20 protein-coding genes are annotated in these 22,675 nt (G+C 71.9%); 13 read left to right on the plus strand and 7 right to left on the minus strand.

From position 1 onward, the window contains the following. The first annotated feature begins 53 nt into the window (after positions 1-53). From ACFYV5_RS08150 to ACFYV5_RS08165, 4 genes are all read left to right on the plus strand, one after another. Positions 54-692 carry an AIM24 family protein gene (locus ACFYV5_RS08150; protein WP_355107866.1) on the plus strand — a complete coding sequence of 213 codons (639 nt, stop codon included), beginning with the start codon at positions 54-56 and terminating at the stop codon, positions 690-692. Positions 693-780: 88 nt separating this feature from the next. After that, positions 781-1,431, plus strand: coding sequence for an AIM24 family protein (locus ACFYV5_RS08155; RefSeq protein ID WP_355107868.1), 651 nt, complete (start codon positions 781-783; stop codon positions 1,429-1,431). After that, positions 1,428-2,213, plus strand: coding sequence for an AIM24 family protein (locus ACFYV5_RS08160; RefSeq protein ID WP_355107870.1), 786 nt, complete (start codon positions 1,428-1,430; stop codon positions 2,211-2,213). Before ACFYV5_RS08155 ends, ACFYV5_RS08160 begins: the two co-directional genes overlap by 4 nt. A gap of 140 nt (positions 2,214-2,353) precedes the next feature. Next, a complete protein-coding gene (locus ACFYV5_RS08165; protein ID WP_355107872.1) occupies positions 2,354-2,830 on the plus strand; it encodes a MarR family transcriptional regulator in 477 nt (158 codons plus the stop codon). 70 nt (positions 2,831-2,900) lie between these two features. Here ACFYV5_RS08165 and meaB read toward each other — a convergent pair whose 3' ends face one another. Further along, positions 2,901-3,857 carry a methylmalonyl Co-A mutase-associated GTPase MeaB gene (gene meaB / locus ACFYV5_RS08170; protein ID WP_215073813.1) on the minus strand — a complete coding sequence of 319 codons (957 nt, stop codon included), beginning with the start codon at positions 3,855-3,857 and terminating at the stop codon, positions 2,901-2,903. A 25-nt stretch (positions 3,858-3,882) separates the two neighbouring features. After that, positions 3,883-5,085 carry an acetyl-CoA C-acetyltransferase gene (locus ACFYV5_RS08175; protein WP_355107875.1) on the minus strand — a complete coding sequence of 401 codons (1,203 nt, stop codon included), beginning with the start codon at positions 5,083-5,085 and terminating at the stop codon, positions 3,883-3,885. 137 nt (positions 5,086-5,222) lie between these two features. Between ACFYV5_RS08175 and mce the strand changes: the two genes are divergently transcribed. The 7 genes from mce to ACFYV5_RS08210 all read left to right on the plus strand — a co-directional run bounded on the left by mce (position 5,223) and on the right by ACFYV5_RS08210 (position 15,235). Beyond that, complete coding sequence (gene mce / locus ACFYV5_RS08180; RefSeq protein ID WP_355107876.1) at positions 5,223-5,675, plus strand: methylmalonyl-CoA epimerase; 453 nt, start codon at positions 5,223-5,225, stop codon at positions 5,673-5,675. 172 nt (positions 5,676-5,847) lie between these two features. Next, positions 5,848-10,254, plus strand: coding sequence for a polarized growth protein Scy (scy, locus tag ACFYV5_RS08185; protein WP_389165799.1), 4,407 nt, complete (start codon positions 5,848-5,850; stop codon positions 10,252-10,254). A 114-nt stretch (positions 10,255-10,368) separates the two neighbouring features. Beyond that, positions 10,369-11,307 carry a cellulose-binding protein gene (locus ACFYV5_RS08190; protein ID WP_355107880.1) on the plus strand — a complete coding sequence of 313 codons (939 nt, stop codon included), beginning with the start codon at positions 10,369-10,371 and terminating at the stop codon, positions 11,305-11,307. A gap of 99 nt (positions 11,308-11,406) precedes the next feature. Beyond that, positions 11,407-12,372, plus strand: a complete 966-nt coding sequence (locus ACFYV5_RS08195) for an ABC transporter ATP-binding protein (RefSeq protein ID WP_389165803.1) — start codon at positions 11,407-11,409, stop codon at positions 12,370-12,372. Between the two features lie 3 nt (positions 12,373-12,375). After that, positions 12,376-13,155 carry an ABC transporter permease gene (locus ACFYV5_RS08200; protein WP_355107884.1) on the plus strand — a complete coding sequence of 260 codons (780 nt, stop codon included), beginning with the start codon at positions 12,376-12,378 and terminating at the stop codon, positions 13,153-13,155. Between the two features lie 161 nt (positions 13,156-13,316). After that, positions 13,317-14,420 (plus strand): ABC transporter ATP-binding protein, encoded by a 1,104-nt coding sequence (locus ACFYV5_RS08205; protein WP_355107886.1) that lies wholly within the window; start codon positions 13,317-13,319, stop codon positions 14,418-14,420. Beyond that, entirely contained in the window at positions 14,417-15,235 is an 819-nt protein-coding gene (locus ACFYV5_RS08210; RefSeq protein WP_389165807.1) for an ABC transporter permease subunit, read from the plus strand. Before ACFYV5_RS08205 ends, ACFYV5_RS08210 begins: the two co-directional genes overlap by 4 nt. A 40-nt stretch (positions 15,236-15,275) precedes the next feature. On the opposite strand, the gene ACFYV5_RS08215 is transcribed toward ACFYV5_RS08210, so the two are convergent. After that, positions 15,276-15,602 (minus strand): ATP/GTP-binding protein, encoded by a 327-nt coding sequence (locus tag ACFYV5_RS08215; RefSeq protein ID WP_389165810.1) that lies wholly within the window; start codon positions 15,600-15,602, stop codon positions 15,276-15,278. A gap of 199 nt (positions 15,603-15,801) precedes the next feature. Between ACFYV5_RS08215 and ACFYV5_RS08220 the strand changes: the two genes are divergently transcribed. Further along, on the plus strand, positions 15,802-16,836 hold the full coding sequence (locus tag ACFYV5_RS08220) for an LLM class flavin-dependent oxidoreductase (RefSeq protein WP_389165813.1): 1,035 nt from the start codon (positions 15,802-15,804) through the stop codon (positions 16,834-16,836). A 90-nt stretch (positions 16,837-16,926) separates the two neighbouring features. Here the strand turns inward: ACFYV5_RS08220 and ACFYV5_RS08225 are convergent, their stop codons facing one another. Next, complete coding sequence (locus tag ACFYV5_RS08225; RefSeq protein WP_017236120.1) at positions 16,927-17,319, minus strand: SCO5389 family protein; 393 nt, start codon at positions 17,317-17,319, stop codon at positions 16,927-16,929. Between the two features lie 229 nt (positions 17,320-17,548). Between ACFYV5_RS08225 and nucS the strand changes: the two genes are divergently transcribed. Further along, positions 17,549-18,220, plus strand: coding sequence for an endonuclease NucS (gene nucS / locus ACFYV5_RS08230; protein ID WP_355107894.1), 672 nt, complete (start codon positions 17,549-17,551; stop codon positions 18,218-18,220). A gap of 124 nt (positions 18,221-18,344) precedes the next feature. Here nucS and ACFYV5_RS08235 read toward each other — a convergent pair whose 3' ends face one another. From ACFYV5_RS08235 to ACFYV5_RS08245, 3 genes are all read right to left on the minus strand, one after another. Beyond that, positions 18,345-20,951 carry an ATP-binding protein gene (locus tag ACFYV5_RS08235; RefSeq protein WP_389165816.1) on the minus strand — a complete coding sequence of 869 codons (2,607 nt, stop codon included), beginning with the start codon at positions 20,949-20,951 and terminating at the stop codon, positions 18,345-18,347. Positions 20,952-21,243: 292 nt separating this feature from the next. Next, positions 21,244-21,567: an STAS domain-containing protein gene (locus tag ACFYV5_RS08240; RefSeq protein ID WP_355107898.1), complete on the minus strand. Its 324-nt coding sequence runs from the start codon at positions 21,565-21,567 to the stop codon at positions 21,244-21,246. Between the two features lie 127 nt (positions 21,568-21,694). Further along, positions 21,695-22,543 (minus strand): 3-hydroxyacyl-CoA dehydrogenase family protein, encoded by an 849-nt coding sequence (locus ACFYV5_RS08245; protein ID WP_389165820.1) that lies wholly within the window; start codon positions 22,541-22,543, stop codon positions 21,695-21,697. Positions 22,544-22,675 lie beyond the last annotated feature (132 nt).

A 22,675-nucleotide genomic window follows, 5' to 3' on the forward strand; every position in this document is an offset into this window, starting at 1 on the left:
TGTGGCACCTGACTTTGCTGTCCCTTTATCCGGGGGCACCGTAACCTCGCTGCGTGGCTACGTTCCGACTCCAAGGCAGCAAAGTGCTCGCCGTCGACATGACAGGCGACACCGTCAAGGCGAAAAACGGCTCCATGGTCGCCTATGACGGCCAGATGGCCTTCAAGAAGATGTCCGGCGGCGGCGAGGGCCTGCGCGGCATGGTCACCCGCCGGCTCACCGGCGAGCAGATGGAGATGATGGAGGTGAAGGGGCAGGGGACCTGCTGGTTCGCCGACCGCGCCTCCGAGATCAACCTCGTCTCCCTGCACGGTGACAAGCTCTATGTCGAGGCGAGCAACCTGCTCTGCACGGACGCGGGGCTGCGCACCGGGACGACCTTCACGGGCTTGCGCGGCGGGGCGACCGGCAACGGCCTGTTCACGACGACCGTCGAGGGCACCGGCCAGGCGGCGCTCATGTCCGACGGCCCGGCGGTGGTGCTGCGCGTGACCCCGCAGTACCCGCTCTCCGTCGACCCCGGCGCGTACATCGCCCACCAGGGCAACCTCCAGCAGTCCTTCCAGTCCGGTGTGACCTTCCGCACCTTCCTGGGCGAAGGCGGCGGCGAGGCCTTCCAGATCCGCTTCGAGGGCGACGGGCTGGTGTACGTGCAGCCGAGCGAGCGGAACACGATCGGCGGTGACGTGTGAGCGTCGCACGCGCGGCCACCGGGCCGCAGACGACGACGATGCCCGCACTTCTGCGCCGCGCGGGCGGAGAAGCGAGCCAGGAGGACTGATGCCCTTCCGTGAGATCAACTCGAAGATGGTCGAGGCGACCGTCGTCCCCGGGCAGCGCATGTTCAGCCAGCGCGGCGCGATGCTCGCGTACCGCGGCGACGTCACTTTCACGCCGAACATGGCCGGCGGCCAGGGCGGTGTGATGTCGATGATCGGCCGCCGGGTGGCGGGCGAGGCGACCCCGCTGATGACGGTCGAGGGCAACGGCACGGTGATGTTCGGGCACGGCGGTCACCACATCCAGGTGATCCAGCTGACCGGCGACACCCTCTTCGTCGAGGCCGACCGGCTGCTCGCCTTCGACGGCACCCTGGAGCAGGGCACGATGTTCATGGGCTCCCAGGGCGGCGTCATGGGCATGGTGCGCGGCCAGGTGACGGGCCAGGGCCTGTTCACCACCACGCTCAAGGGCCACGGCGCGGTCGCGGTCATGGCCCACGGCGGGGTGATCGAGCTGCCGATCACCCCCGGACGCGCGGTCCATGTGGACCCGCAGGCGTACGTCGCCCACCACGGCGACGTGCGGAACAAGCTCTCCACCGCGCTGGGCTGGCGCGACATGGTGGGGCGCGGCTCGGGCGAGGCGTTCCAGCTGGAGCTGAGCGGCAGCGGTGCGGTGTACGTCCAGGCCTCGGAGGAGAAGCTGTGAGCGCCCCGGTGATCCACGACCCGATGACGCTGCCGTCGGACGACAACGTCAATCCGTACACCTTCTGCGTGGAGCTCAAGGGCTCCCAGTGGTTCCTGCAGAAGGGCAAGATGATCGCCTACTACGGGCGGATCGAGTTCAACGGCATCGGCCACGGGCGCCTCGACCGGCTGGTCCGTACGTCGTTCCACTCGCCGTTGCACGCGAGCGACTGGGTGGTGGCGGAGGGCAGCGGCAAGATGCTGCTCGCCGACCGGGCCTTCGACGTGAACTCGTACGACCTGGACGAGGGCAACCTGACGATCCGGTCGGGCAACCTGCTGGCGTACCAGCCGACGCTGGCGCTGAAGCAGTCGATCGTGCCCGGGTTCGTGACGCTCATCGGCACGGGGAAGTTCGTGGCGGCCTCGAACGGGCCGGTGGTCTTCATGGAGCCGCCGCTGCGGGTGGACCCGCAGGCGCTGGTGGGCTGGGCGGACTGCCCCTCGCCGTGCCACCACTACGACCACGGCTACATGACGGGCGTGATGGGCGGCGTACGGGCGCTGACGGGGATCGGGGGCACCTCGGGCGAGGAGCACCAGTTCGAGTTCGTGGGCGCCGGTACGGTGCTGCTCCAGTCGACGGAGCTGCTGATGGCCGAGCGGGCGACCGGGACGACACCGGCGCAGGCGGGGGTGCCGGGCGGCCACGGACCGCTCGGTTCCGGCCATGGCCAGGGCGGTTCCGCACCGCGCCTTCCCGGACAGCTCGGAGACCTCCAGCGTCGCTTCGGGCTGTAGCCGGTAGTCTGCGGAGTGTGACGCCCTCGAACGACCATCGAACGTCGCGCATGTCCGCACCCGCGCATCGGGGCTCTGGGTGCCTGGCGTCACACTCCCTCATTTCGTCCAGCATTCAACTTCTTAGGTAGAATCCATATATGGAGACCGAGACGGCCACCCCCTGGCTCACCGACGCCGAGCAGTGTGCGTGGCGCACGTACCTGGACGTCAACAGGATGCTGACGTACCAGCTGGAGAAGGACCTCCAGCCGTTCGGCCTGACCATGAACGACTACGAGATCCTGGTGAATCTCTCGGAGTCCGCGGAGCGGCGCCTGCGCATGAGCGACCTCGCGGCGGCGACGCTGCAGTCCAAGAGCCGGCTCTCGCACCAGATCACGCGCATGGAGAACGCGGGACTCGTGCGCCGCGAGAACTGCGAGTCGGACCGCCGGGGGCTGTACGCGGTCCTGACGGACCTCGGCATGGAGACGATGCGCAAGGTGGCGCCGCACCATGTGGAATCGGTGCGCAAGCACTTCATCGACCAGCTCAGCCCCGAGGCGCTGGGTGACCTCCACGAGTCCCTGAAGCCGGTGGCGGACCAGCTGCGGGGCCGGAGAGGCAAGCCGTAACGACGAGAAGAAGGCCCGGTACGCCTGTGCGTACCGGGCCTTCTCGCACGCCGTGCCGTGCCGTGGACGGTCAGTTGCCCGTCAGGCTCGCGATCAGTTCGTCGGAGGCGGCGTACGGGTCGAGCTCGCCCGCCACGATCCGCTCCGCCAGCGCGTCCAGGCGGCGGTCGCCGTGCAGGTCGCCGATGCGCTCCCGCAGCGCCGTGACCGCGATCGTCTCGACCTCGCGTGCCGAGCGCGAGCGGCGGCGCTCCGCCAGGACCCCGTGCTCCTCCATCCACGCGCGGTGCTTCTCGAGCGCCTCGACGACCTCGTCGATCCCCTCGCCCCGCGCCGCGACCGTCTTGACGATCGGCGGCCGCCAGTCGCCCGGCCCGCGCGCCTCGCCGAGGCCGAGCATGTGGTTCAGCTCGCGGGCCGTCGCGTCCGCGCCGTCCCGGTCCGCCTTGTTCACCACGTACACATCGCCGATCTCCAGGATGCCCGCCTTCGCGGCCTGGATCCCGTCGCCCATGCCCGGCGCGAGGAGCACCACCGACGTGTCGGCCTGGGAGGCGATCTCCACCTCCGACTGCCCGACGCCCACCGTCTCGACGAGGATCACCTCGCAGCCGGCCGCGTCCAGGACGCGGATCGCCTGCGGGGCCGCCCAGGCGAGCCCGCCCAGGTGGCCGCGGGTCGCCATCGAGCGGATGTAGACGCCCGGGTCCGAGGCGTGCTCCGACATCCGGACCCGGTCGCCGAGCAGCGCTCCCCCGCTGAAGGGGGACGACGGGTCGACGGCCAGGACGCCGACCCGCTTCCCGGCGCGCCGGTACGCCGCGACCAGCGCCGACGTCGACGTGGACTTGCCCACGCCGGGCGAGCCCGTCAGGCCCACCACGTACGCGCCGCCGGTCAGCGGCGCCAGCGCCGCCATCACCTCGCGCAGCTGCGGGGACGCCCCCTCCACGAGCGAGATCAGCCGGGCCACGGCACGCGGCCGGCCCTCCCGTGCCTGGGCGACCAGTTCGGGGACGTCCACCATGTTCAACCGCTCCTTGGTTCCGGTGCTACTTGCCGGGTACGCGCACGATCAGAGCGTCACCCTGACCGCCGCCGCCACACAGCGCCGCCGCGCCGATGCCGCCGCCGCGCCGCTTGAGCTCCAGGGCCAGGTGCAGCACCACACGGGCGCCGGACATGCCGATCGGGTGCCCCAGCGCGATCGCGCCACCGTTGACGTTCACCTTTTCCGGGGTGACGCCGAGGTCCTTCATTGACTGGACGGCGACCGCCGCGAAGGCCTCGTTGATCTCGATGAGGTCGAGGTCCTCGACGGCCAGGCCCTCCTTCTTGAGGGCGTGGGCGATCGCGTTGGACGGCTGCGACTGCAGCGAGTTGTCCGGGCCGGCCACGTTGCCGTGGGCGCCGATCTCGGCGATCCACTCCAGGCCCAGCTCCTCGGCCTTCGCCTTGCTCATCACGACGACGGCGGCGGCGCCGTCCGAGATCTGCGAGGAGGTGCCGGCGGTGATGGTGCCGTCCTTGGCGAAGGCCGGGCGCAGCTTGCCGAGCGACTCGGCGGTCGTCTCGCCGCGGATGCCCTCGTCCTGGGAGAAGACGACCGGCTCGCCCTTGCGCTGGGGAATCTCGACCGGGGTGATCTCGGCCTCGAAGATGCCGTTCTTCTGGGCGGCGGCGGCGCGCTGGTGCGACAGCGCGGCGATCTCGTCCTGCTCGGGGCGGGCGATGCCGAGCCGCGTGTTGTGCTTCTCGGTCGACTCGCCCATCGCGATGTTCTCGAAGGCGTCGGTCAGACCGTCGTACGCCATGGCGTCGAGCATCTCGATCGCGCCGTACTTGTAGCCCTCGCGGGACTTCGGCAGCAGGTGCGGGGCGTTGGTCATCGACTCCTGGCCGCCGGCGACGACCACGTCGAACTCACCCGCGCGGATGAGCTGGTCGGCGAGCGCGATGGCGTCGAGGCCGGACAGACACACCTTGTTGATGGTGAGCGCCGGGACGTTCATCGGGATCCCGGCCTTGACGGCGGCCTGGCGGGCGGGGATCTGGCCGGCGCCCGCCTGGAGCACCTGGCCCATGATCACGTACTGCACCTGGTCGCCGCCGATGCCGGCCCGGTCGAGCGCGGCCTTGATGGCGAAGCCGCCCAGGTCGGCACCGGAGAAGGACTTGAGGGAACCGAGCAGCCGTCCCATGGGCGTGCGGGCGCCCGAGACGATCACTGAGGTGGTACCGGTCGTTCCAGACATGAGGCACAGCCCCTTGAGATGAGGAGTGAACGAGGGTTTACCGCCAATGTACTGAGCGGTGCCGTGCCCGGTCACCGGGCAGCCGGTGTGACGGCGCGCACGTTGCGTAACCATCTCCCTGGCGTTGCACTGGGACCATGCTGACGCGAATCGACCACATCGGGATCGCCTGTTTCGACCTCGACAAGACCGTCGAGTTCTACCGTGCGACCTACGGTTTCGAGGTGTTCCACTCCGAGGTGAACGAGGAGCAGGGCGTCCGCGAGGCCATGCTCAAGATCAACGCGACCGACGACGGCGGCGCCTCGTACCTCCAGCTCCTCGAGCCCACCCGCGAGGACTCCGCGGTGGGCAAGTGGCTGGCCAAGAACGGTGAGGGGGTGCACCACATCGCCTTCGGCACGGCGGATGTCGACGGTGACGCCGCCGACATCCGTTCCAAGGGCGTACGGGTCCTCTACGACGAGCCCCGGATCGGCTCCATGGGCTCCCGCATCACCTTCCTCCACCCCAAGGACTGCCACGGCGTCCTGACCGAACTGGTCACCTCGGCAAGCCCTTCCGCTGACCACTCCTCAGCGGAGCACTGACCTCCGGATTCCTGGCCCGGTAGAGTGGGCGGCTCCGGGCCGGGGCCGGTCGGTGCCGCATGCCATGCGGCGTCGAAGTCGGGGTATCCGATCTGCCACGATCCCCGGGGGCCGTTCTCCGGGAACGGTGCTCATTGGAGTGTTGCGACCAGGGGACGGATGGGACCGCGCAGTGCGGGGCTACGAACGCCAGGAGAGCCACCGAGCTGAAGACGACCATCTTTCGCGGTTCGAGGCCGAGATGGACCGGCTGAAGACCGAGCGGGAGAAGGCTGTCCAGCACGCCGAGGACCTCGGTTACCAGGTCGAGGTCTTGCGTGCCAAGCTCCACGAGGCGCGGCGCACCATCGCCTCCCGTCCCGCGTACGACAGCGCGGACATCGGCTACCAGGCCGAACAGCTCCTGCGGAACGCGCAGATCCAGGCCGATCAGCTCCGCCAGGACGCCGAGCGCGAGCTGCGCGAGGCCCGGGCCCAGACCCAGCGCATCCTGCAGGAGCACGCCGAGCACCAGGCCCGTCTCCAGGCCGAGCTGCACGCCGAGGCCGTCCAGCGCCGGCAGCGTCTGGACCAGGAGCTGGCCGAGCGCCGCCAGACCGTCGAGGCGCACGTCAACGAGAACGTTGCCTGGGCCGAGCAGCTGCGTGCCCGTACGGAGTCCCAGGCCCGCCGCCTGCTTGAGGAGTCCCGCGCCGAGGCCGAGCAGTCGCTGGCCGCCGCGCGCGCCGAGGCCACCCGGCTCGCCGAGGAGACCCGCCAGCGGGTCGGCTCGGAGGCGGAGGCGGCCCGTGCCGAGGCCGAAGCGATTCTGCTGCGCGCCCGCAGGGACGCCGAGCGTCTTCTGAACGCCGCGTCCACGCAGGCGCAGGAGGCCACCAGCCACGCCGAGCAGCTGCGCTCCTCCACCACCGCCGAGACCGAGCAGGCCCGTCAGCAGGCCACCGAGCTGTCCCGCGCCGCCGAGCAGCGGATGCAGCAGGCCGAGGACCGGCTGCGCGAGGCCCGGGCGGAGGCCGAGAAGGCGCTGTCCGAGGCGAAGGAGGCGGCCGCCAGGCAGCTGTCCTCCGCGGAGTCCGTCAACGAGCAGCGCACGCGTACGGCCAAGGCGGAGATCGCCCGGCTGGTCGCCGAGGCGACCAAGGAGGCGGAGAACCTCAAGGCCGAGGCCGAGGAGAAGCTCCGCGAGGCGAGCGCCGAGGCGGAGAAGCTGGTCTCGGAGGCGGCCGAGAAGGCGCGGACGGTCGCCGCGGAGGACTCCGCCGCCGCCCTCGCGAAGGCGGCCCGTACCGCCGAGGAGATCCTCACCAAGGCGTCCGAGGACGCCCAGGCGACCACCCGCAAGGCCTCCGAGGAGGCCGAGCGCATCCGCCGCGAGGCGGAGGCCGAGGCCGACCGGCTGCGCAACCAGGCCGAGGAGCAGGCCGACGAGCTGCTCGGCTCGGCGAAGGACGACACCAAGGAGTACCGCGCCAAGACCGTCGAGCTGCAGGAGGAGGCGCGCCGGCTGCGCGGCGAGGCCGAGCAGCTGCGGGCCGAGGCGATCGCCGAGGGCGAGAAGATCCGCGGCGAGGCCCGGCGCGAGGCCGTCCAGCAGATCGAGGAGGCGGCCCGGACCGCCGAGGAGCTGCTGACCAAGGCCCGTACCGACGCCGACGACCTGCGTGCGAGCGCGGGCGCCGAGGGCGAGCGGGTCCGCTCGGAGGCGATGGAGCGCGCCCAGACGCTGCGTACCCAGGCCGAGGAGACCCTGGAGCGCACCCGCGCCGAGGCCGACCGCATGCGCGCCGAGGCCGAGGAGCAGGCCGAGTCCGTCAAGGAGGCCGCCGGGAAGGCCGCGGCCGAGCTGCGCGAGGACGCCGAGCGCGCCGCGGCGGCGCGGACGGCGGAGGCCGCCGAGGAACTGACCCGGCTGCACACCGAGGCCGAGTCGAAGGTCGAGAACGCCGAGCGGCAGCTCACCGACGCCCGCGCCGAGAGCGAGCGCCTCCGGCGCGAGGCCGCCGAGGAGACCGAGCGGCTGCGCACGGAGGCCGCCGAGCGGATCCGTACGCTCCAGGCGCAGGCCGAGCAGGAGGCCGAGCGGCTGCGGACGGAGGCCGCGTCGGACGCGTCCACCGCGCGCGCCGAGGCCGAGGCCGTCGCGGTGCGGCTGCGGACGGAGGCGTCGACGGAGGCCGAGCGGCTGAAGTCGGAGGCGCAGGAGACCGCGGACCGGGTACGGGCCGAGGCGGCGGCCGCCGCCGAGCGGGTCGCCACCGAGGCCGCCGAGGCGCTGGCAGCCGCGCAGGAGGAGGCCAACCGGCGTCGCCGGGAGGCCGAGGAGACGCTGGAGTCGGCCCGTTCCGAGGCCGGCCGCGAGCGCGAGCACGCCCGCGAGCAGTCCGAGGAGCTGCTGGCCTCCGCCCGCAAGCGGGTGGAGGAGGCGCAGACCGAGGCGCAGCGCCTGGTCGAGGAGGCGGACCGGCGGGCCACGGAGATGGTGTCCGCGGCCGAGCAGACCGCCCAGGAGGTACGGGACTCGGTCGCGGGTCTGCGCGAGCAGGCCGAGGAGGAGATCACCGGTCTGCGGAGCGCCGCCGAGCACGCGGCGGAGCGCACCAGGTCCGAGGCGCAGGAGGAGGCGGACCGGGTCCGCGCCGACGCGTACGAGGAGCGGGAGCGGGCCACCGAGGACGCCAACCGGGTGCGGACGCGCGCCCAGGAGGATTCCGAGGCCGCGAAGGCGCTGGCCGAGCGGACGGTCACGGACGCGATCTCCGAGTCGGAGAAGCTGCGCGCGGACACCGCCGAGTACGCGCAGCGGGTACGGACGGAGGCGACGGACGCGCTGGCCGCCGCCGAGCAGGACGCGGCGCGCACCCGTGCGGACGCCCGGGAGGACGCCAACCGCATCCGCTCCGAGGCGGCGGCGGAGGCCGAACGGCTCACCGCCGAGGCGGAGGAGCTGGTCACGGTCGCCCGCACGGAGGGCGAGCAGATCCTCGACGAGGCCCGCAAGGCCGCCGACAAGCGGCGCGCCGACGCCGCCGAGCAGGCCGACGCGCTCATGGCGGAGGCCACCGGCGAGGCCGAGCGGCTGACCGCGGAGGCGGAGGCGCTGCGGGCCGAGGCCGAGCAGCTGAAGACGGACGGCGAGGCGCACGCGCAGGCGCTGCGGGTCGCCGCCCTCGCGGACGGCGAGCAGGTCCTGGACGAGGCCCGCAAGGCCGCCGACAAGCGGCGTACCGACGCCGCCGAGCAGGCCGACGCGCTCATGGCGGAGGCCACGCGCGAGGCCGAGCGGATCACCACCGAGGCGGCCGAGCTCCTGGAGTCGACGGAGCAGGACGCGCTGCGCCTGCGGGCCGAGGCCGAGCAGGTCAAGGCGGACGGCGAGGCGCAGGCGGAGGAGCTGCGGGCCGCCGCGCGGGCCGACGGCGAGCAGGTCCTGGACGAGGCCCGCAAGGCCGCCGACAAGCGGCGCGCCGACGCGGCCGCGCAGGCCGACGCGCTCATCGCGAAGGCCAGGAGCGAGGCCGAGCGGGTCACACGGGAGGCGGGCGAGCTCGCCGAGCGGCTGACGAGCGAGGCGACGCGGCAGGCCGAGCAGGCTCTCGCGAAGGCCTCCGACGAGGCGGAGCGGCTGCGGGCCGAGGCCGCCGAGAACGTGGGCCAGGCACAGCAGGCCGCCGAGCGGATCCGCGCCGAGGCCGAGCGGCTGCGCGCGGACGCGGAGGCGGCGGCGGAGCAGATGCGTGCCGAGGCGCGTGCCGAGGCCGACCGTACGCTCGACGAGGCGCGCGAGGCCGGTGCCAAGCGCCGCTCGGACGCGGCCGAGCAGGCCGACCAGCTGATGGCGAAGGCCCAGGAGGAGGCGCTGCGCGCCACGACCGAGGCGGAGTCGCAGGCGGACACGATGGTCGGCGCGGCCCGTCAGGAGGCCGAGCGGATCGTGGCCGAGGCGACCGTCGAGGGCAACTCGCTGGTGGAGAAGGCGCGTACGGACGCGGACGAGCTGCTGGTCGGCGCGCGCAGCGACGCCACGGCCATAAGGGAGCGGGCCGAGGAGCTGCGGGCCCGGATCGAGGGCGAGATCGAGGAGCTGCACGAGCGGGCGCGGCGCGAGACGGCCGAGCAGATGAAGACCGCGGGGGAGCGCGTCGACAAGCTGGTGAAGGCCGCCACCGAGCAGCGGGCCGAGGCCGAGGAGAAGTCGAAGGAGATGCTCTCCGAGGCGAGTTCCGAGGCGAGCAAGGTCCGGATCGCCGCCGTACGGAAGGCGGAGGCGCTGCTCAAGGAGGCCGAACAGAAGAAGGCATCGCTCGTCGGCGAGGCGGAGAAGATCAAGGCGGAGGCCGAGGCGGAGGCCGAGCGGATGATCTCCGAGGGCAAGCGGGACCTGGACGTCCTGGTGCGCCGTCGCGAGGACATCAATGCCGAGATCTCCCGTGTCCAGGACGTTCTCGAAGCGTTGGAGTCTTTCGAGGCACCGTCCGCCGGGACGAAGACCGCCGGTGCGAAGTCCGCCGCGCGAGATGACGTCAAGGCGGGTGCGTCGGCAGGGTCGACACGTTCGAGTGGCAAGTCCTCGGAGGGCTAGCCACTCAAAAGACTGGACATTCTCCAGACCAAACCGACATCCGCTCGATGACACGCCGCTTCGACCCCTAGGATTCCCCCTAACACCTCACCGGTCTCATTCGACAGGAACCCCATGAGCGACACTTCCTCCCCCTTCGGCTTCGAGCTCGTGCGGCGTGGTTACGACCGCGGTCAGGTGGACGACCGCATTACCAAGCTCGTCGCCGACCGTGACAGTGCTCTGGCCCGAATCACCTCTCTGGAAAAGCGCATCGAGGAACTCCACCTCGAGACGCAGAACGCCCAGGCCCAGGTCACCGACGCCGAGCCGTCGTACGCCGGTCTCGGTGCCCGTGTCGAGAAGATCCTCCGCCTCGCCGAGGAGGAGGCGAAGGACCTGCGCGAGGAGGCCCGTCGCGCCGCCGAGCAGCACCGTGAGCTGGCCGAGTCGGCCGCCCAGCAGGTGCGCAACGACGCCGAGTCGTTCGCGGCGGAGCGCAAGGCGAAGGCCGAGGACGAGGGCGTTCGGATCGTCGAGAAGGCGCAGGGTGAGGCCAACTCGCTGCGTGCCGAGGCGCAGAAGGACGCGCAGTCCAAGCGCGAGGAGGCGGACGCCCTCTTCGAGGAGACCCGCGCCAAGGCCGCCCAGGCCGCCGCGGACTTCGAGACCAACCTGGCCAAGCGCCGCGAGCAGTCGGAGCGCGACCTGGCCTCGCGTCAGGCCAAGGCCGAGAAGCGCCTGGCGGAGATCGAGCACCGCGCCGAGCAGCTCCGCCTGGAGGCCGAGAAGCTGCGGACGGACGCGGAGCGCCGGGCCCGTCAGACGGTGGAGACGGCGCAGCGTCAGGCCGAGGACATCGTGGCCGACGCGAACGCCAAGGCCGACCGCATCCGCTCGGAATCGGAGCGCGAGCTGGCGGCGCTGACGAACCGCCGCGACTCGATCAACGCCCAGCTGACCAACGTCCGCGAGATGCTGGCCACGCTGACCGGTGCCGCGGTGGCGGCGGCCGGCTCCCCGATCGACGACGAGCCGGCCACGCGCGGCGTCCCGGCCCAGCAGTCCCGCTAGCACGGAGGGGCGACCCCTCGGGCAACCGGAGTGCACGCACGCACATGACCCTCCGCCATTCCAGTGGCGGAGGGTTTTGTGCGCCCGTAGCGTGGTCGCATGATCGAGCTCGAGGCCCTGACGAAACGGTTCGGTACGAAGACGGCCGTCGACCGTCTCACCTTCCAGGTCCGGCCCGGCATGGTGACCGGCTTCCTCGGGCCCAACGGCGCCGGCAAGTCGACGACCATGCGCATGATGCTCGATCTGGACAACCCGACCAGCGGCTCGGTGCGGATCGACGGCAGGCACTACCGCGACCTGCAGGAGCCGTTGAAGTACATCGGGGCGCTGCTCGACGCCAAGGCGATGCACGGCGGCCGGTCCGCGTACAACAACCTGCTGTGCCTCGCGCAGTCGAACCGCATTCCGTCGAGCCGGGTCGGCGAGGTCCTCGACCTGGTCGGTCTGACGGCGGTCGCGAAGAAGAAGTCGAAGGGCTTCTCGCTCGGTATGGGCCAGCGGCTGGGAATCGCCTCGGCGCTGCTCGGTGATCCCGAGATCTTGATGTTCGACGAACCCGTCAATGGTCTGGACCCCGAGGGAATTCACTGGATCCGCAATCTGATGAAGGCGCTCGCGGCCGAGGGCCGGACGATCTTCGTTTCCAGCCATCTGATGAGTGAAATGGCCCTGACGGCCGATCATTTGATCGTGATCGGACAGGGCCGGCTGCTCGCCGACACGTCGATGGCGGATTTCATCCAGCAGAATTCGCGGAGTTACGTACGGCTCCGCTCGCCGCAGCGGGAGCAGCTGCGCGACGTCCTGCACGCCAACGGCTTCGCCCCGGTCGAGGCGGGCAACGGGACGCTGGAGGTGGACGGGTCCACCACCGAGAAGCTCGGCGAGCTGGCGGCGGAGAACCGGCTCGTGCTGCACGAGCTCAGCGCCCAGCGCGCCTCCCTGGAGGAGGCGTTCATGCAGATGACGGCCGGCGCGGTGGAGTACCACGCGCACGGCACGGACGTCCATGCCGCCCCCGCGACCGGCCCCCAGTGGGGCGACACCACCAAGGGAGCCTGAACGATGGCAGCGGTATCCGCGGTCCTCCAGTCGGAGTGGACCAAGATCCGGACGGTCTCCTCGACGGTCTGGACCCTGGCGAGCGCGCTCCTGGTGACGGTGGCGATGAGCGCGGCGCTCTGCGCGCTCCTTGAGTCGACCTTCACCGACCTCAGCGAGGCCGAGCGGGCGACCTTCGACCCGACCTTCGTCAGCTTCTCCGGGATGATTCTCGGCCAGCTGGCGATGGTGGTCTTCGGCGTCCTGGTGGTCGGCACCGAGTACAGCTCGGGCATGATCCGCACGTCCCTGGCGGCGGTCCCGCAGCGGGCGACCTTCCTCTTCAGCAAGATCGCGGTGGCCGGGGCGCTCGCGCTGGGAGTCGGTCTGGCGACCAGCTTCCTGTCGTTCTTCCTGGGCCAGGCCCTGCTGGGCGAGCACCGTACGACGCTGGGCGCGGACAACGTGCTGCGGGCGGTCGTGGGCGGCGGCCTCTACATGGGCCTGATCGCGATCTTCTCGATGGGCGTGGCGGCGATGCTGCGCTCGTCGATGCTCTCGCTCGGCATCCTGGTCCCGTTCTTCTTCCTGGTCTCGCAGATCCTCTCGGCCGTGCCCAAGGCCAAGGACGTGGCCCGCTACTTCCCCGACCAGGCCGGCGCCAAGATCATGCAGGTCGTCCCGGACGCGATGAACCAGGAGAAGGCGCCGTACGGACCGTGGGGCGGGCTCGGCATCATGCTGATCTGGGTGGCGGCGGCGCTGCTCGGCGGCTACCTGGTGCTGAAGAAGCGGGACGCGTAGACGGGCGCGGGAGGGCCCCGCAGGGCGGGAGGTCCGGGAAGGTCACGGTTCGGGCTTGGCCGGAACCGTCAACGGCTCGCTAAGCTCCTAGCTCATACGGGGGGCTCCGGCGGACGCCACGGCCCCGACGACGACCTGACCTGTCGATGGGGCTCTGGAGAATGATCGAGGCAGTCGGCCTGACGAAGCGCTACGGCGCCAAGACGGCCGTGTACAACCTTTCCTTCCACGTGCGGCCCGGGACCGTCACCGGCTTCCTGGGACCCAACGGCTCCGGCAAGTCGACGACGATGCGCATGATCCTCGGGCTCGACGAGCCCACGTCCGGGCACGTCACGATCGGCGGCCACCCGTTCCGGAAGCTGCCGAACGCGCCCCGCCAGGTCGGTGCGCTGCTCGACGCCAAGGCGGTGCACGGCGGACGCAGCGCCCGCAGCCATCTGCTCTCGCTCGCCCAGCTCGCCGGGATCCCGGCGCAGCGGGTCGACGAGGTCCTCGGGGTCGTCGGCCTCCAGGAGGTCGCCAAGCGCCGCTCCAAGGGCTTCTCGCTCGGCATGGGGCAGCGCCTGGGCATCGCGGCCGCGCTGCTCGGCGACCCGCAGGTGCTGCTCTTCGACGAGCCGGTCAACGGTCTGGACCCCGAGGGCATCCTCTGGGTCCGCAACCTGATGAAGAAGCTCGCCTCCGAGGGCCGGACCGTCTTCGTCTCCAGCCACCTCATGAGCGAGATGGCGCTGACCGCCGACCATCTGATCGTGATCGGCCGCGGCCAGCTGCTCGCCGACATGAGCGTCAAGGACTTCATCTCGGCGAACTCCGCGGACTTCGCGCGGGTACGGACCCCGCAGACGGAGCCGCAGCAGCGGGAGAAGCTGACGGCGGCGCTGACCGAGGCCGGCGGCCGGGTCATGTCCGAGCCGGACGGGGCGCTGCGGGTGACCGGTCTGCCCCTGTCCCGGATCAGCGATCTGGCGCACGACGCGGACGTACGGCTCTGGGAGCTGTCCCCGCACCAGGCGTCGCTGGAGGAGGCGTACATGCGGATGACGCAGGGCGCCGTGGACTACCGCTCCACCGAGGACCAGCTGGCGCATCTCCAGCAGCCGCAGCAGCAGCCGCGCGGAGCGGGCCACGCCGCGCCGCCGCAGCCGGTGGTCCCCGAGGTGCCGCAGCAGGGCTGGTACGCCCCGCCGCCGCCCGGACAGAACCCCTACGCCACCCAGCCGAAGAGCGAGTCCGCCGAGAACGCCGAGGACGCCCGATGACCGCCCCCGCCCCCTACTCGTACGTCTCCCCCATCCCGGTGCGCCGGGCCCACCTCGGTGACGCGATCGCCTCCGAGTGGACCAAGATCCGCTCCCTGCGCTCCACGATGTGGACGCTCGGTGTGATGGTGCTCCTGATGCTGGGCGTCGGTCTCGGCGTGGCCGCGATCGTGGCGGCGTCGGACATTCCGGACCAGAGCGAGTCGGCGCTCGGCTTCGGCTTCTTCGGTGTGCTCCTCGGCTCGATCTGTGTGATCACGCTCGGCGTGCTGACCATCGCCTCCGAGTACGGCACGGGCATGATCCGCACCACGCTCACCGCCTGCCCGAGCCGCACCCGGGTGCTGACGGCCAAGGCGATCGTCTTCTTCCTGCTCGTGTTCACGATCACCACGGTCACCGCCGGCGTGGTCGCCATGGCGCAGGTGGCGATGCTGGACGACGCCGCCGAGCCCACCTCCGGGGACTGGCTGCGGGCCACGGTCGGCGTCGGGCTCTTCATGGCCGAGCTCGGCCTGCTGTCGCTCGCCGTCGGCGCCGTCGTCCGCCACTCGGCGGGCGCCATCACCATCATGATCGGCGTGCTGCTGCTCCCGCTGGTGGCCGCCATGTTCATGTTCTCGCAGTCGCTGGCCAAGGTGCAGGAGTGGCTGCTCGACTACGCGATCCCGAGCCAGCTCATCGCGCTGTACGCGGACAAGGCGGCCGTCGGCGAATCCGGGCCCGCGGGCTGGGACCCGGTGTGGATCCTGCTGGTCATCACGGCGGCGGTGACGGGCGGCGCGTACGCCCTGCTGAACAACCGGGACGTCTGACCACCGCGCGCCACCTGTACGGAAGTGCGGTGCCGGGGGCTCAGTACCTCGGCGCGCTACGGGACCGCTGCACCCTGGAGGTGCGGCGGTCCTTCGCGTTCCAGCAGGCCCTGTGCCAGTGCCGCCGGTCGTCCACTCCCCCGTACTCGGGCCAGGCCACCACGTGCGGCGCGCCCCCGGGGATCTCCTGGTCGCAGCCGGGGCAGCGGTAGCGCTTGCCGGGCCCGCTCGCGCCGGCGACGTGGCGGACGAACCACTCCTCGCCCTGCCAGAACTCCGTGCGCTGCGGCCCGCCGTACCGGTCGCCCGGCTCACCCTGGGGAAGGGGCTTCTCGCCGCCATGGGGACGGTTGCGACGCGGGGACACGAATCACCTCACGGGAGCCGGGTACACGGAAGGTTCCATCAAGCCTACGGGCCGCTACGGGATGTCCTCGCCCACCCTCCAGGCCGAATCAGCGGAAAATCGCAAGAACTTCGTGAGCGGCCGTTGCCTTTGGCACGTGTCAGACGTTGTTGCCGGTACGAGGGGGAGAACCGCGTCGGCCGCAAGGAGGCAGAAGGCGATGCGCGTGGGTACGTTTGTGCTGGCCGCCCAGTTCCCGGGCCAGGGCCAGGGCGAGGCGCTGCACCGGGCGGTGCGGACCGCCGAGGTCGCCGAGGAGTCGGGTCTCGACTCCGTCTGGCTCGCCGAGCACCATTTCGTTCCGTACGGAGTGTGTCCGTCGGCCGTGACCCTGGCCGCGCTGCTGCTGGGCCGCACGCGCCGCATCCGGGTCGGCACGGCGGTCAGCGTGCTGCCGACGGCCCACCCGGTGGCGCTGGGCGAGCAGGCGGCGCTGCTCCATCTGACCTCCGGGGGCCGCTTCACGCTCGGCGTGGGCAGGGGCGGGCCCTGGGTCGACCTGGAGGTGTTCGGCGCCGGTCTCCCGGCGTACGAGCAGGGCTTCCCCGAATCGCTCGACCTGCTGCTGCGCTGGCTGTCCGAGCCCCGGGTCTCGGCCGAGGGAGAACGATTCGCCTTCCGCGAGGTGGCCGTCGTGCCCCGGCCCGGCGAGCTCATCGGCGGGGACCCGGCGCCCGAGGTCGTCGTCGCCTGCACCTCCCCCAAGAGCGTCAGGCTGGCCGCCGAGCGCGGGCTGCCGATGCTGCTCGGGATGCACTGCGGCGACGAGGACAAGGCCGAGATGGTGGCCGCCTGGCGGCGGTACGCCCGGGAGGCCGGCCGCACGCCCGACGAGATCGCGCGGATCGGCGCCGGTCATGTCTCGGCGGGCGTCGCCCAGCTCGCCGACCGCGGGGCGGACGCCGCCGAGGCCCTGGTGAAGGCGATGCCGGGCTGGCTGAGGCAGGGTCTCGACGCCCATGTGACGGTGGACGGCCGGCACCGCTCGATGCGGGACCCCGTCGCGTACACGGAGCTGCTGTGCGGGCTGCACCCGGTGGGCACGCCCCGGCGCGCGGCGGACCGCCTCGCGGCGACCTCGGAGCGTACGGGCATCACACGCTTCGCACTGCTCGCCGAGGGCACGGGCGATCTCGCGGCCACCGAGGAGAACGTACGGCGGCTCGGCGCCGAGGTGCTTCCCCTGCTGCTCTGAGTTCATGGGCGGGTCGGGTGGGATGCCGCCGCTCCGGCACCTCTCGCATCGTTCGCGTCTTCCACGATGCGGAGCGGCAGCACCATTGCCTCAGCAGTCGCGCAGTTCCGGCGACTGGTTGAGCAGCTGCCCCCGTACGGAGGTGAAGCGGGCCAGCCGCTCGTCCACCGCGGGGTCCAGCGGGAACACCGCCACGCGGTGGCAGTTCTGGAAGGCCAGACGCACGCCGAAGTGCCGCTGCAGCGCACCACGGATCGCATCACTCGCGAGTGCACGCAACAGCTGACCACGTGCCTGCTCGTTCGGCGGCGGCGTCTGGTTGTCGGCGAACTCTCCGCCGTCGACCTTCAGCTGAGCCACCAGAGAACTGATCATCTCCCATGCGTAGGGCAGGGAGGTCCGGACGCAGTCGACGAAGTCGGCTTCGTCGACCTCGCCTCGCTCGGCCTGTTCCAACAGCGCCGGTGAGACGTCGAGCGACATGGGTTCTCCTCTCGCGACCCCGCCGGGCGGGGTCTTACGGGCAGGGATGAAGGACCCCCCGTACGACACGCAGCGTGCACGGACGGCGACCTCCAGCTTCCACGGTAAGCGCGCCGTCCTGAGCGCACCAGGAGATTGGGGCCACAACCGGCCAATAACCGACGGGGGTTGGGCGGGCGTTAAGAGCCGAATCGCGCGGAAGAGCGCTCGTCTTGTAGCGTTGCCGACCATGCGTCTCGTCATCGCCCGTTGTTCCGTGGACTACGCGGGCCGGCTCACCGCCCACCTGCCCTCCGCCCCCCGTCTGATCCTGGTCAAGGCAGACGGCAGCGTCTCCATCCACGCGGACGACCGGGCGTACAAACCCCTCAACTGGATGTCGCCGCCGTGCACCCTGAAGGAGGGTGTCGACGGTGAGGCCGGCATCTGGACCGTGGTCAACAAAGCGGGCGAGAAACTGATCATCACGATGGAGGAGATCCTCCACGATTCCTCGCACGAGCTCGGGGTGGACCCGGGCCTCATCAAGGACGGCGTGGAAGCGCACCTCCAGGAGCTGCTCGCCGACCGCATCGAGACGCTGGGCGAGGGCCACACGCTGATCCGCCGCGAGTACCCGACGGCGATCGGCCCGGTGGACATCCTGTGCCGGGACGCCGACGGGGCGACGGTCGCGGTGGAGATCAAGCGGCGCGGCGAGATCGACGGTGTGGAGCAGCTCACCCGCTATCTGGAGCTGCTGAACCGCGACCCGCACCTCGCACCGGTGAGGGGCGTCTTCGCGGCCCAGGAGATCAAGCCCCAGGCGCGGGTGCTGGCCACGGACCGCGGCATCGACTGCGTGGTGCTGGACTACGACGCGATGCGGGGCATCGAGGACGACAAGCTGCGGCTGTTCTAGTACGGATACGGATACGGATGTACGGCTACGGCCCCGGGTGCGGTGAACGCACCCGGGGCCGTTTCGCGCGCGAAGCTGCCGGGGCCGGGGCCGGGATTCTCGCCGCCGCGTCCGACAGGAGCCGTCAGGCCGGGCTGCCCGTGGCGCTGGGGTCGCCGGAGGCGGACCCGCTGCCGAGCGTCGCCGAGGCCGAGTTGGAGGGATTCTCCGAGGTCGCCGTGTCGGTGGGGGACGGCGTCTGTGACGGCGTCGACGAGTCCGAGGGCGACGGGCTCTGCGAAGGCGTCGGCGACTTGGTCGGTGTCGGCCGCGTCGTCGGGCTCAGCGTCGGGCGCGGGCCCGTGGTCGCCGTGGACGGCGCGCCCGTCGTGGGACCGCTCGTGCTGGGCGAGCCGGACGGGGACGCGGACGTGCCCGGCGCGCCGGTGGCGGACGAGGTCGTCGAGCCGGAGGGACCCGGGGAGCTCGGGGAGTCCGAGGGGCTGCCCGTCGCGTCGTCGGTCGGTTCCTCCGCGTCGAGGCCGTCGTCACCGGCGTCCTCCCCGGCCGTGCGGTCGGAGGTGACGCGGTTGGAGCCCGGGTCCTCGGCGTTGCCGGAGGTGGCGCCGATCGTCACGACGGTGCCCAGCACGGCGGCCAGGAGCGCGCCCGTGCCGACGGCGACCAGGTTGCGGCGGGCTCCGGCGACGATGCCGAAGCGACCGCCGGCCTTCGAGGCACCGCCGTTCTGGGCACCGGCGCTCTGCGGGGCGTCGGAGCGGGTGATGAGGGTCGGGCCCTCGTCGGCGAACTCCGGGAACGCGGAGATCGCGGGGATCGGCGCGGTCGCGGGCGAGACCGTGGGCGAGGCCGTGGGCGAGGCCGTGGGCGTGACGGCCCGCGGGACCACGGCCTTCGGGATGCCGCGGGGCGGGGAGACGGGCTCCTCGGACCGGACGGCGGGCAGGCCGTCGCCGCGTGGGGTGCCTCCCGCGCGGTCGGCGACCAGGGCGAGCGCCCGGCGGCCGGCGACGGTGCCGCGCTTGTCGGCGAGGACCCCGCGCATCCCGATCGAGGCCTCCAGTTCGGCGCGGGCCCGCTCCAGGTTGCCGGAGCAGAGTGCGAGAACGCCCAACTCATGGTGGAAGTACGCCTCTTCGGCGACCTCGCCGGCGAGCCTGGCGGCCTCCTGGCCGCTGCGCAGGGCGCGCTCCCAGGCTCCCCAGTGGAGTCCGGCGGCGAAGGCCGGCGCGGCGCTGCGGGCGAGGAGCACGGCGGCGGCGGGGTGCTCGGGGGCCGTGCCGGGCAGCAGCGCGGTCAGGGCGGCGAGCACGGCGTCGGACTCGGCGGCCGCGCGGGCGGGGGTGACGGAGGGGTGTCCGGCCCACCAGGCGTAGTGCTGGGCGACGGTGTGGGCCCGGCCGGAGGTGTCCTCGCCGGACCCGCCGTATCCCTGGGCGAGGAGCTGGGTGAGGACACCGGTGGCGAGACGGTAGCGCGGACCCACCGGGGTGAGCAGTCCGCACGTCATGAGCTCGCCGAGGGCGGCGTCCGCGTGCGTGTCCCCGACGAGGGCGGGGAGGTGCGCCTGGTGCGGCACCTCGCCGCCGAGGGCGACGGCGAACCGCAGGGTCTCCTGGGCGGAGCGGCTGAGCCGGGAGGCGAGCAGGGCGGCGGGGGCCGCGCCTTCCCCGAGGCTGGGCAGCGGTACGTCGCGCAGTTCGACGTCGCCGGCGTCGGCGGCGTCCGTGGGGGCCGCCGGGGCCGCGGCGGGCCCGAAGGCGTCGTCGAGGGCGCCGAAGGCGTCGAACTCCGCGGAGGCGTCCTCCTGGGCGCCGAAGGCGTCGAACTCGGCGGGGGTGACCCGAAGCCGGTCCCGCTGGCGGAGCAGGGCGCCTGCCTGGACGAAGCGCAGTGGCAGGCCCTCGGACTCGAACCAGAGGTCGCCCGCCCAGTTGGCCTCGTCGTCGGTGAGCGGCCGGTCGACGGTGCGCTCCAGGAGTTCCAGGGCGGTGGCGCGGCCGAGGCCGGCGAGGGTGACCTCTTCGAGGTGGGCGTCGGCCGAGGGGGCCGGGACGTCGGGGGTGGCCGCGAGCAGGAAGGCGCACTCGGGTGCGGCGGTGAGCAGCTCGTCGAGGGTGGCGCCGCCGAACTCCAGGTCGTCGACGACGACGATCGCGCCGATGTCGCGGACCAGTTCCAGCAGGGCGGGGCGGTCGGGCCGGTGGTCCGGGGCGTGCAGGACCGTGGCGAAGAGTTCGTACAGCAGCTCGGCCGGGGTCCGGTGGTAGCCGGAGAGGCGGACGACTCCGTCCGGCGCGAGGTCGGCGCAGTCGGCGGCGACGGCGTCGAGGAGCGCGGTGCGGCCGGAGCCGGTGGGGCCGGTGACGCGGACGGAGCGGCCGCGGGCGAGGAGTTGGACGAGCCGCTCGTGCTCCTCCTGCCGTTCGAGGAGCGGCAGGCGCGGGGCGGCGGGGCCCGGCGGTACGGGTGGGGCGGCCGCACGGGCGGCGTCGGCCCGCTCCTGGGCGGTACGGCGGCGGGGCGGCGCGGGCTGCTCCCCGGGCGGGCAGGCCTCGATCTCGCTGCCGTCGACGGGGTTGACGGTGAGCAGCAGGTCGCCCGAGACGACCCGGGCGGTGCGGGCCCGGGAGGGCGTGGACGGTCCGCGCTCGGGCGCGGGGCCGCCGCGTCCGTCGCGGGCGTCGTCGCCCTCGCGGTCGTAGCCGAACTCTTCCGGCTCCCGGTTCATCGGGTCCATGGTCAAAGCCCCCCAAAAGCGGTGCGTGCGGAAGCCCCTCCGGCCGATCTGCACGCTGCCTGTCGCTTCTGGTCCGGTGCCCGCCGGGTGGGTCCGTCAATGAGCGGGCGACCGAACCCTAGACCGTGTTCCAGTATCGCGGAACAGGTGGGGTGCCGGACGCCCAAGACGTCACGGTCCGCTAAGGATTGGCCCGGGACGCCGGTTTCGCACAGCAGCTTCACAGGTGGTACGGCGACGATTCACGCCGCGGTCCGGCCTGCCCCGCCGCCGGACACGAGGATCAGACGCGGGGCAGCGACTCCGCGGCGAGACCGCCCTCGATGGCGAGGATGCGGTGCAGCCGGGTCGCCACCAGCAGGCGCTGCATCTGCGGTGGGACGCCGCGCAGCACGAGCCGGCGGCCGCAGCGGCCCGCCCGGCGGTGTGCGCCCATGATGACCCCGAGCCCGGTGGCGTCCCAGGAGTCGAGACCGGTCAGGTCCAGCACGAGGTCGCCGACTCCGTCGTCGACGGCCGAGTGCAGGACCGAACGGGCGTCCGCCGCGCTGCGCACGTCGAGGCGGCCCCCGACGACCAGCTCGACGTGGTCGCCCCTGATGTGCATATGCGCTCCCTGGGAGTGCTCCGTCTTTGCATCAACTGACTGTCATGGGCGCAGAAGCGTTGCGCCTTGTAAGCGAACTGATACCGAATTCACCCTCTGGGGTGATCGCCCAAACGGCCTTCGGAACTCAGTGCTTGTAGAAGCCCTGCCCGCTCTTGCGGCCGATGTCACCGGCGTCCACCATCCGGCGCATCAGCTCCGGCGGCGCGAACTTCTCGTCCTGGGTCTCGGTGTAGATGTTGCTCGTGGCGTTCACCAGGATGTCGATGCCGGTCAGATCGGCGGTGGCGAGCGGCCCCATGGCGTGGCCGAAGCCCAGCTTGCAGGCGACGTCGATGTCCTCGGCGGTGGCGACGCCCGACTCGTACAGCTTGGCGGCCTCGACGACCAGCGCCGAGATGAGACGGGTGGTGACGAAGCCGGCGACGTCGCGGTTGACGACGATGCAGGTCTTGCCGACGGACTCGGCGAACTCCCGCGCGGTGGCGAGGGTGGAGTCGCTGGTCTTGTAGCCCCGGACGAGCTCGCAGAGCTGCATCATCGGGACCGGCGAGAAGAAGTGGGTGCCGACGACGGCCTCCGGGCGCTCCGTCACCGCGGCGATCTTGGTGATCGGGATGGCGGAGGTGTTGGAGGCGAGAACGGCCCCGTCCTTCACCGTCTTGTCGAGGGCGCGGAAGATCTCGTGCTTCACCTCCAGCTTCTCGAAGACGGCCTCGACGACGATGTCGGCGTCGGCGACCGCGTCGAGTTCAGTGGTGGCGGTGATCCGGCCGAGGGCGGCCTCGGCCTCGGCCGCGTCGAGCTTGCCCTTGGCGACGAAGCGGTCGTACGACGCCTTGATGCCGTCGGTGCCCCGGGTCAGCGCGGCATCGGTGACATCACGCAGGACGACGTCCCACCCCGCCTGGGCCGAGACCTGCGCGATTCCGGACCCCATGAGTCCGGCTCCGATGACGGCGAGCTTCCTGGCCACGGTCTTCCACCCCTTAACGCCTGTTCACTTCTGGCTCTCCGGCGGAGATTAGCGGGCGTGAGCCCTCATGTGACCGCTAAGTAATGCGCGTCACGCCCGGTTTGACGGACGTCACACTCACGACACCTCCCC

It is taken from the genome of Streptomyces sp. NPDC003035 (assembly GCF_042888285.1).
Lineage (GTDB): Bacteria > Actinomycetota > Actinomycetes > Streptomycetales > Streptomycetaceae > Streptomyces.

Excerpts from the sequence above, each read along its gene's own strand:
- ACFYV5_RS08240 (WP_355107898.1), bottom strand. The coding sequence starts at position 21,567 with ATGCACATCAGGGGCGACCACGTCGAGCTGGTCGTCGGGGGCCGCCTC.
- ACFYV5_RS08195 (WP_389165803.1), top strand. The coding sequence starts at position 11,407 with ATGATCGAGCTCGAGGCCCTGACGAAACGGTTCGGTACGAAGACGGCC.
- ACFYV5_RS08225 (WP_017236120.1), bottom strand. The coding sequence starts at position 17,319 with ATGTCGCTCGACGTCTCACCGGCGCTGTTGGAACAGGCCGAGCGAGGC.
- mce (WP_355107876.1), top strand. The coding sequence starts at position 5,223 with ATGCTGACGCGAATCGACCACATCGGGATCGCCTGTTTCGACCTCGAC.
- ACFYV5_RS08155 (WP_355107868.1), top strand. The coding sequence starts at position 781 with ATGCCCTTCCGTGAGATCAACTCGAAGATGGTCGAGGCGACCGTCGTC.
- ACFYV5_RS08210 (WP_389165807.1), top strand. The coding sequence starts at position 14,417 with ATGACCGCCCCCGCCCCCTACTCGTACGTCTCCCCCATCCCGGTGCGC.
- ACFYV5_RS08175 (WP_355107875.1), bottom strand. The coding sequence starts at position 5,085 with ATGTCTGGAACGACCGGTACCACCTCAGTGATCGTCTCGGGCGCCCGC.
- ACFYV5_RS08220 (WP_389165813.1), top strand. The coding sequence starts at position 15,802 with ATGCGCGTGGGTACGTTTGTGCTGGCCGCCCAGTTCCCGGGCCAGGGC.
- meaB (WP_215073813.1), bottom strand. The coding sequence starts at position 3,857 with ATGGTGGACGTCCCCGAACTGGTCGCCCAGGCACGGGAGGGCCGGCCG.
- ACFYV5_RS08200 (WP_355107884.1), top strand. The coding sequence starts at position 12,376 with ATGGCAGCGGTATCCGCGGTCCTCCAGTCGGAGTGGACCAAGATCCGG.
- ACFYV5_RS08190 (WP_355107880.1), top strand. The coding sequence starts at position 10,369 with ATGAGCGACACTTCCTCCCCCTTCGGCTTCGAGCTCGTGCGGCGTGGT.
- nucS (WP_355107894.1), top strand. The coding sequence starts at position 17,549 with ATGCGTCTCGTCATCGCCCGTTGTTCCGTGGACTACGCGGGCCGGCTC.
- ACFYV5_RS08235 (WP_389165816.1), bottom strand. The coding sequence starts at position 20,951 with ATGAACCGGGAGCCGGAAGAGTTCGGCTACGACCGCGAGGGCGACGAC.
- ACFYV5_RS08165 (WP_355107872.1), top strand. The coding sequence starts at position 2,354 with ATGGAGACCGAGACGGCCACCCCCTGGCTCACCGACGCCGAGCAGTGT.
- ACFYV5_RS08205 (WP_355107886.1), top strand. The coding sequence starts at position 13,317 with ATGATCGAGGCAGTCGGCCTGACGAAGCGCTACGGCGCCAAGACGGCC.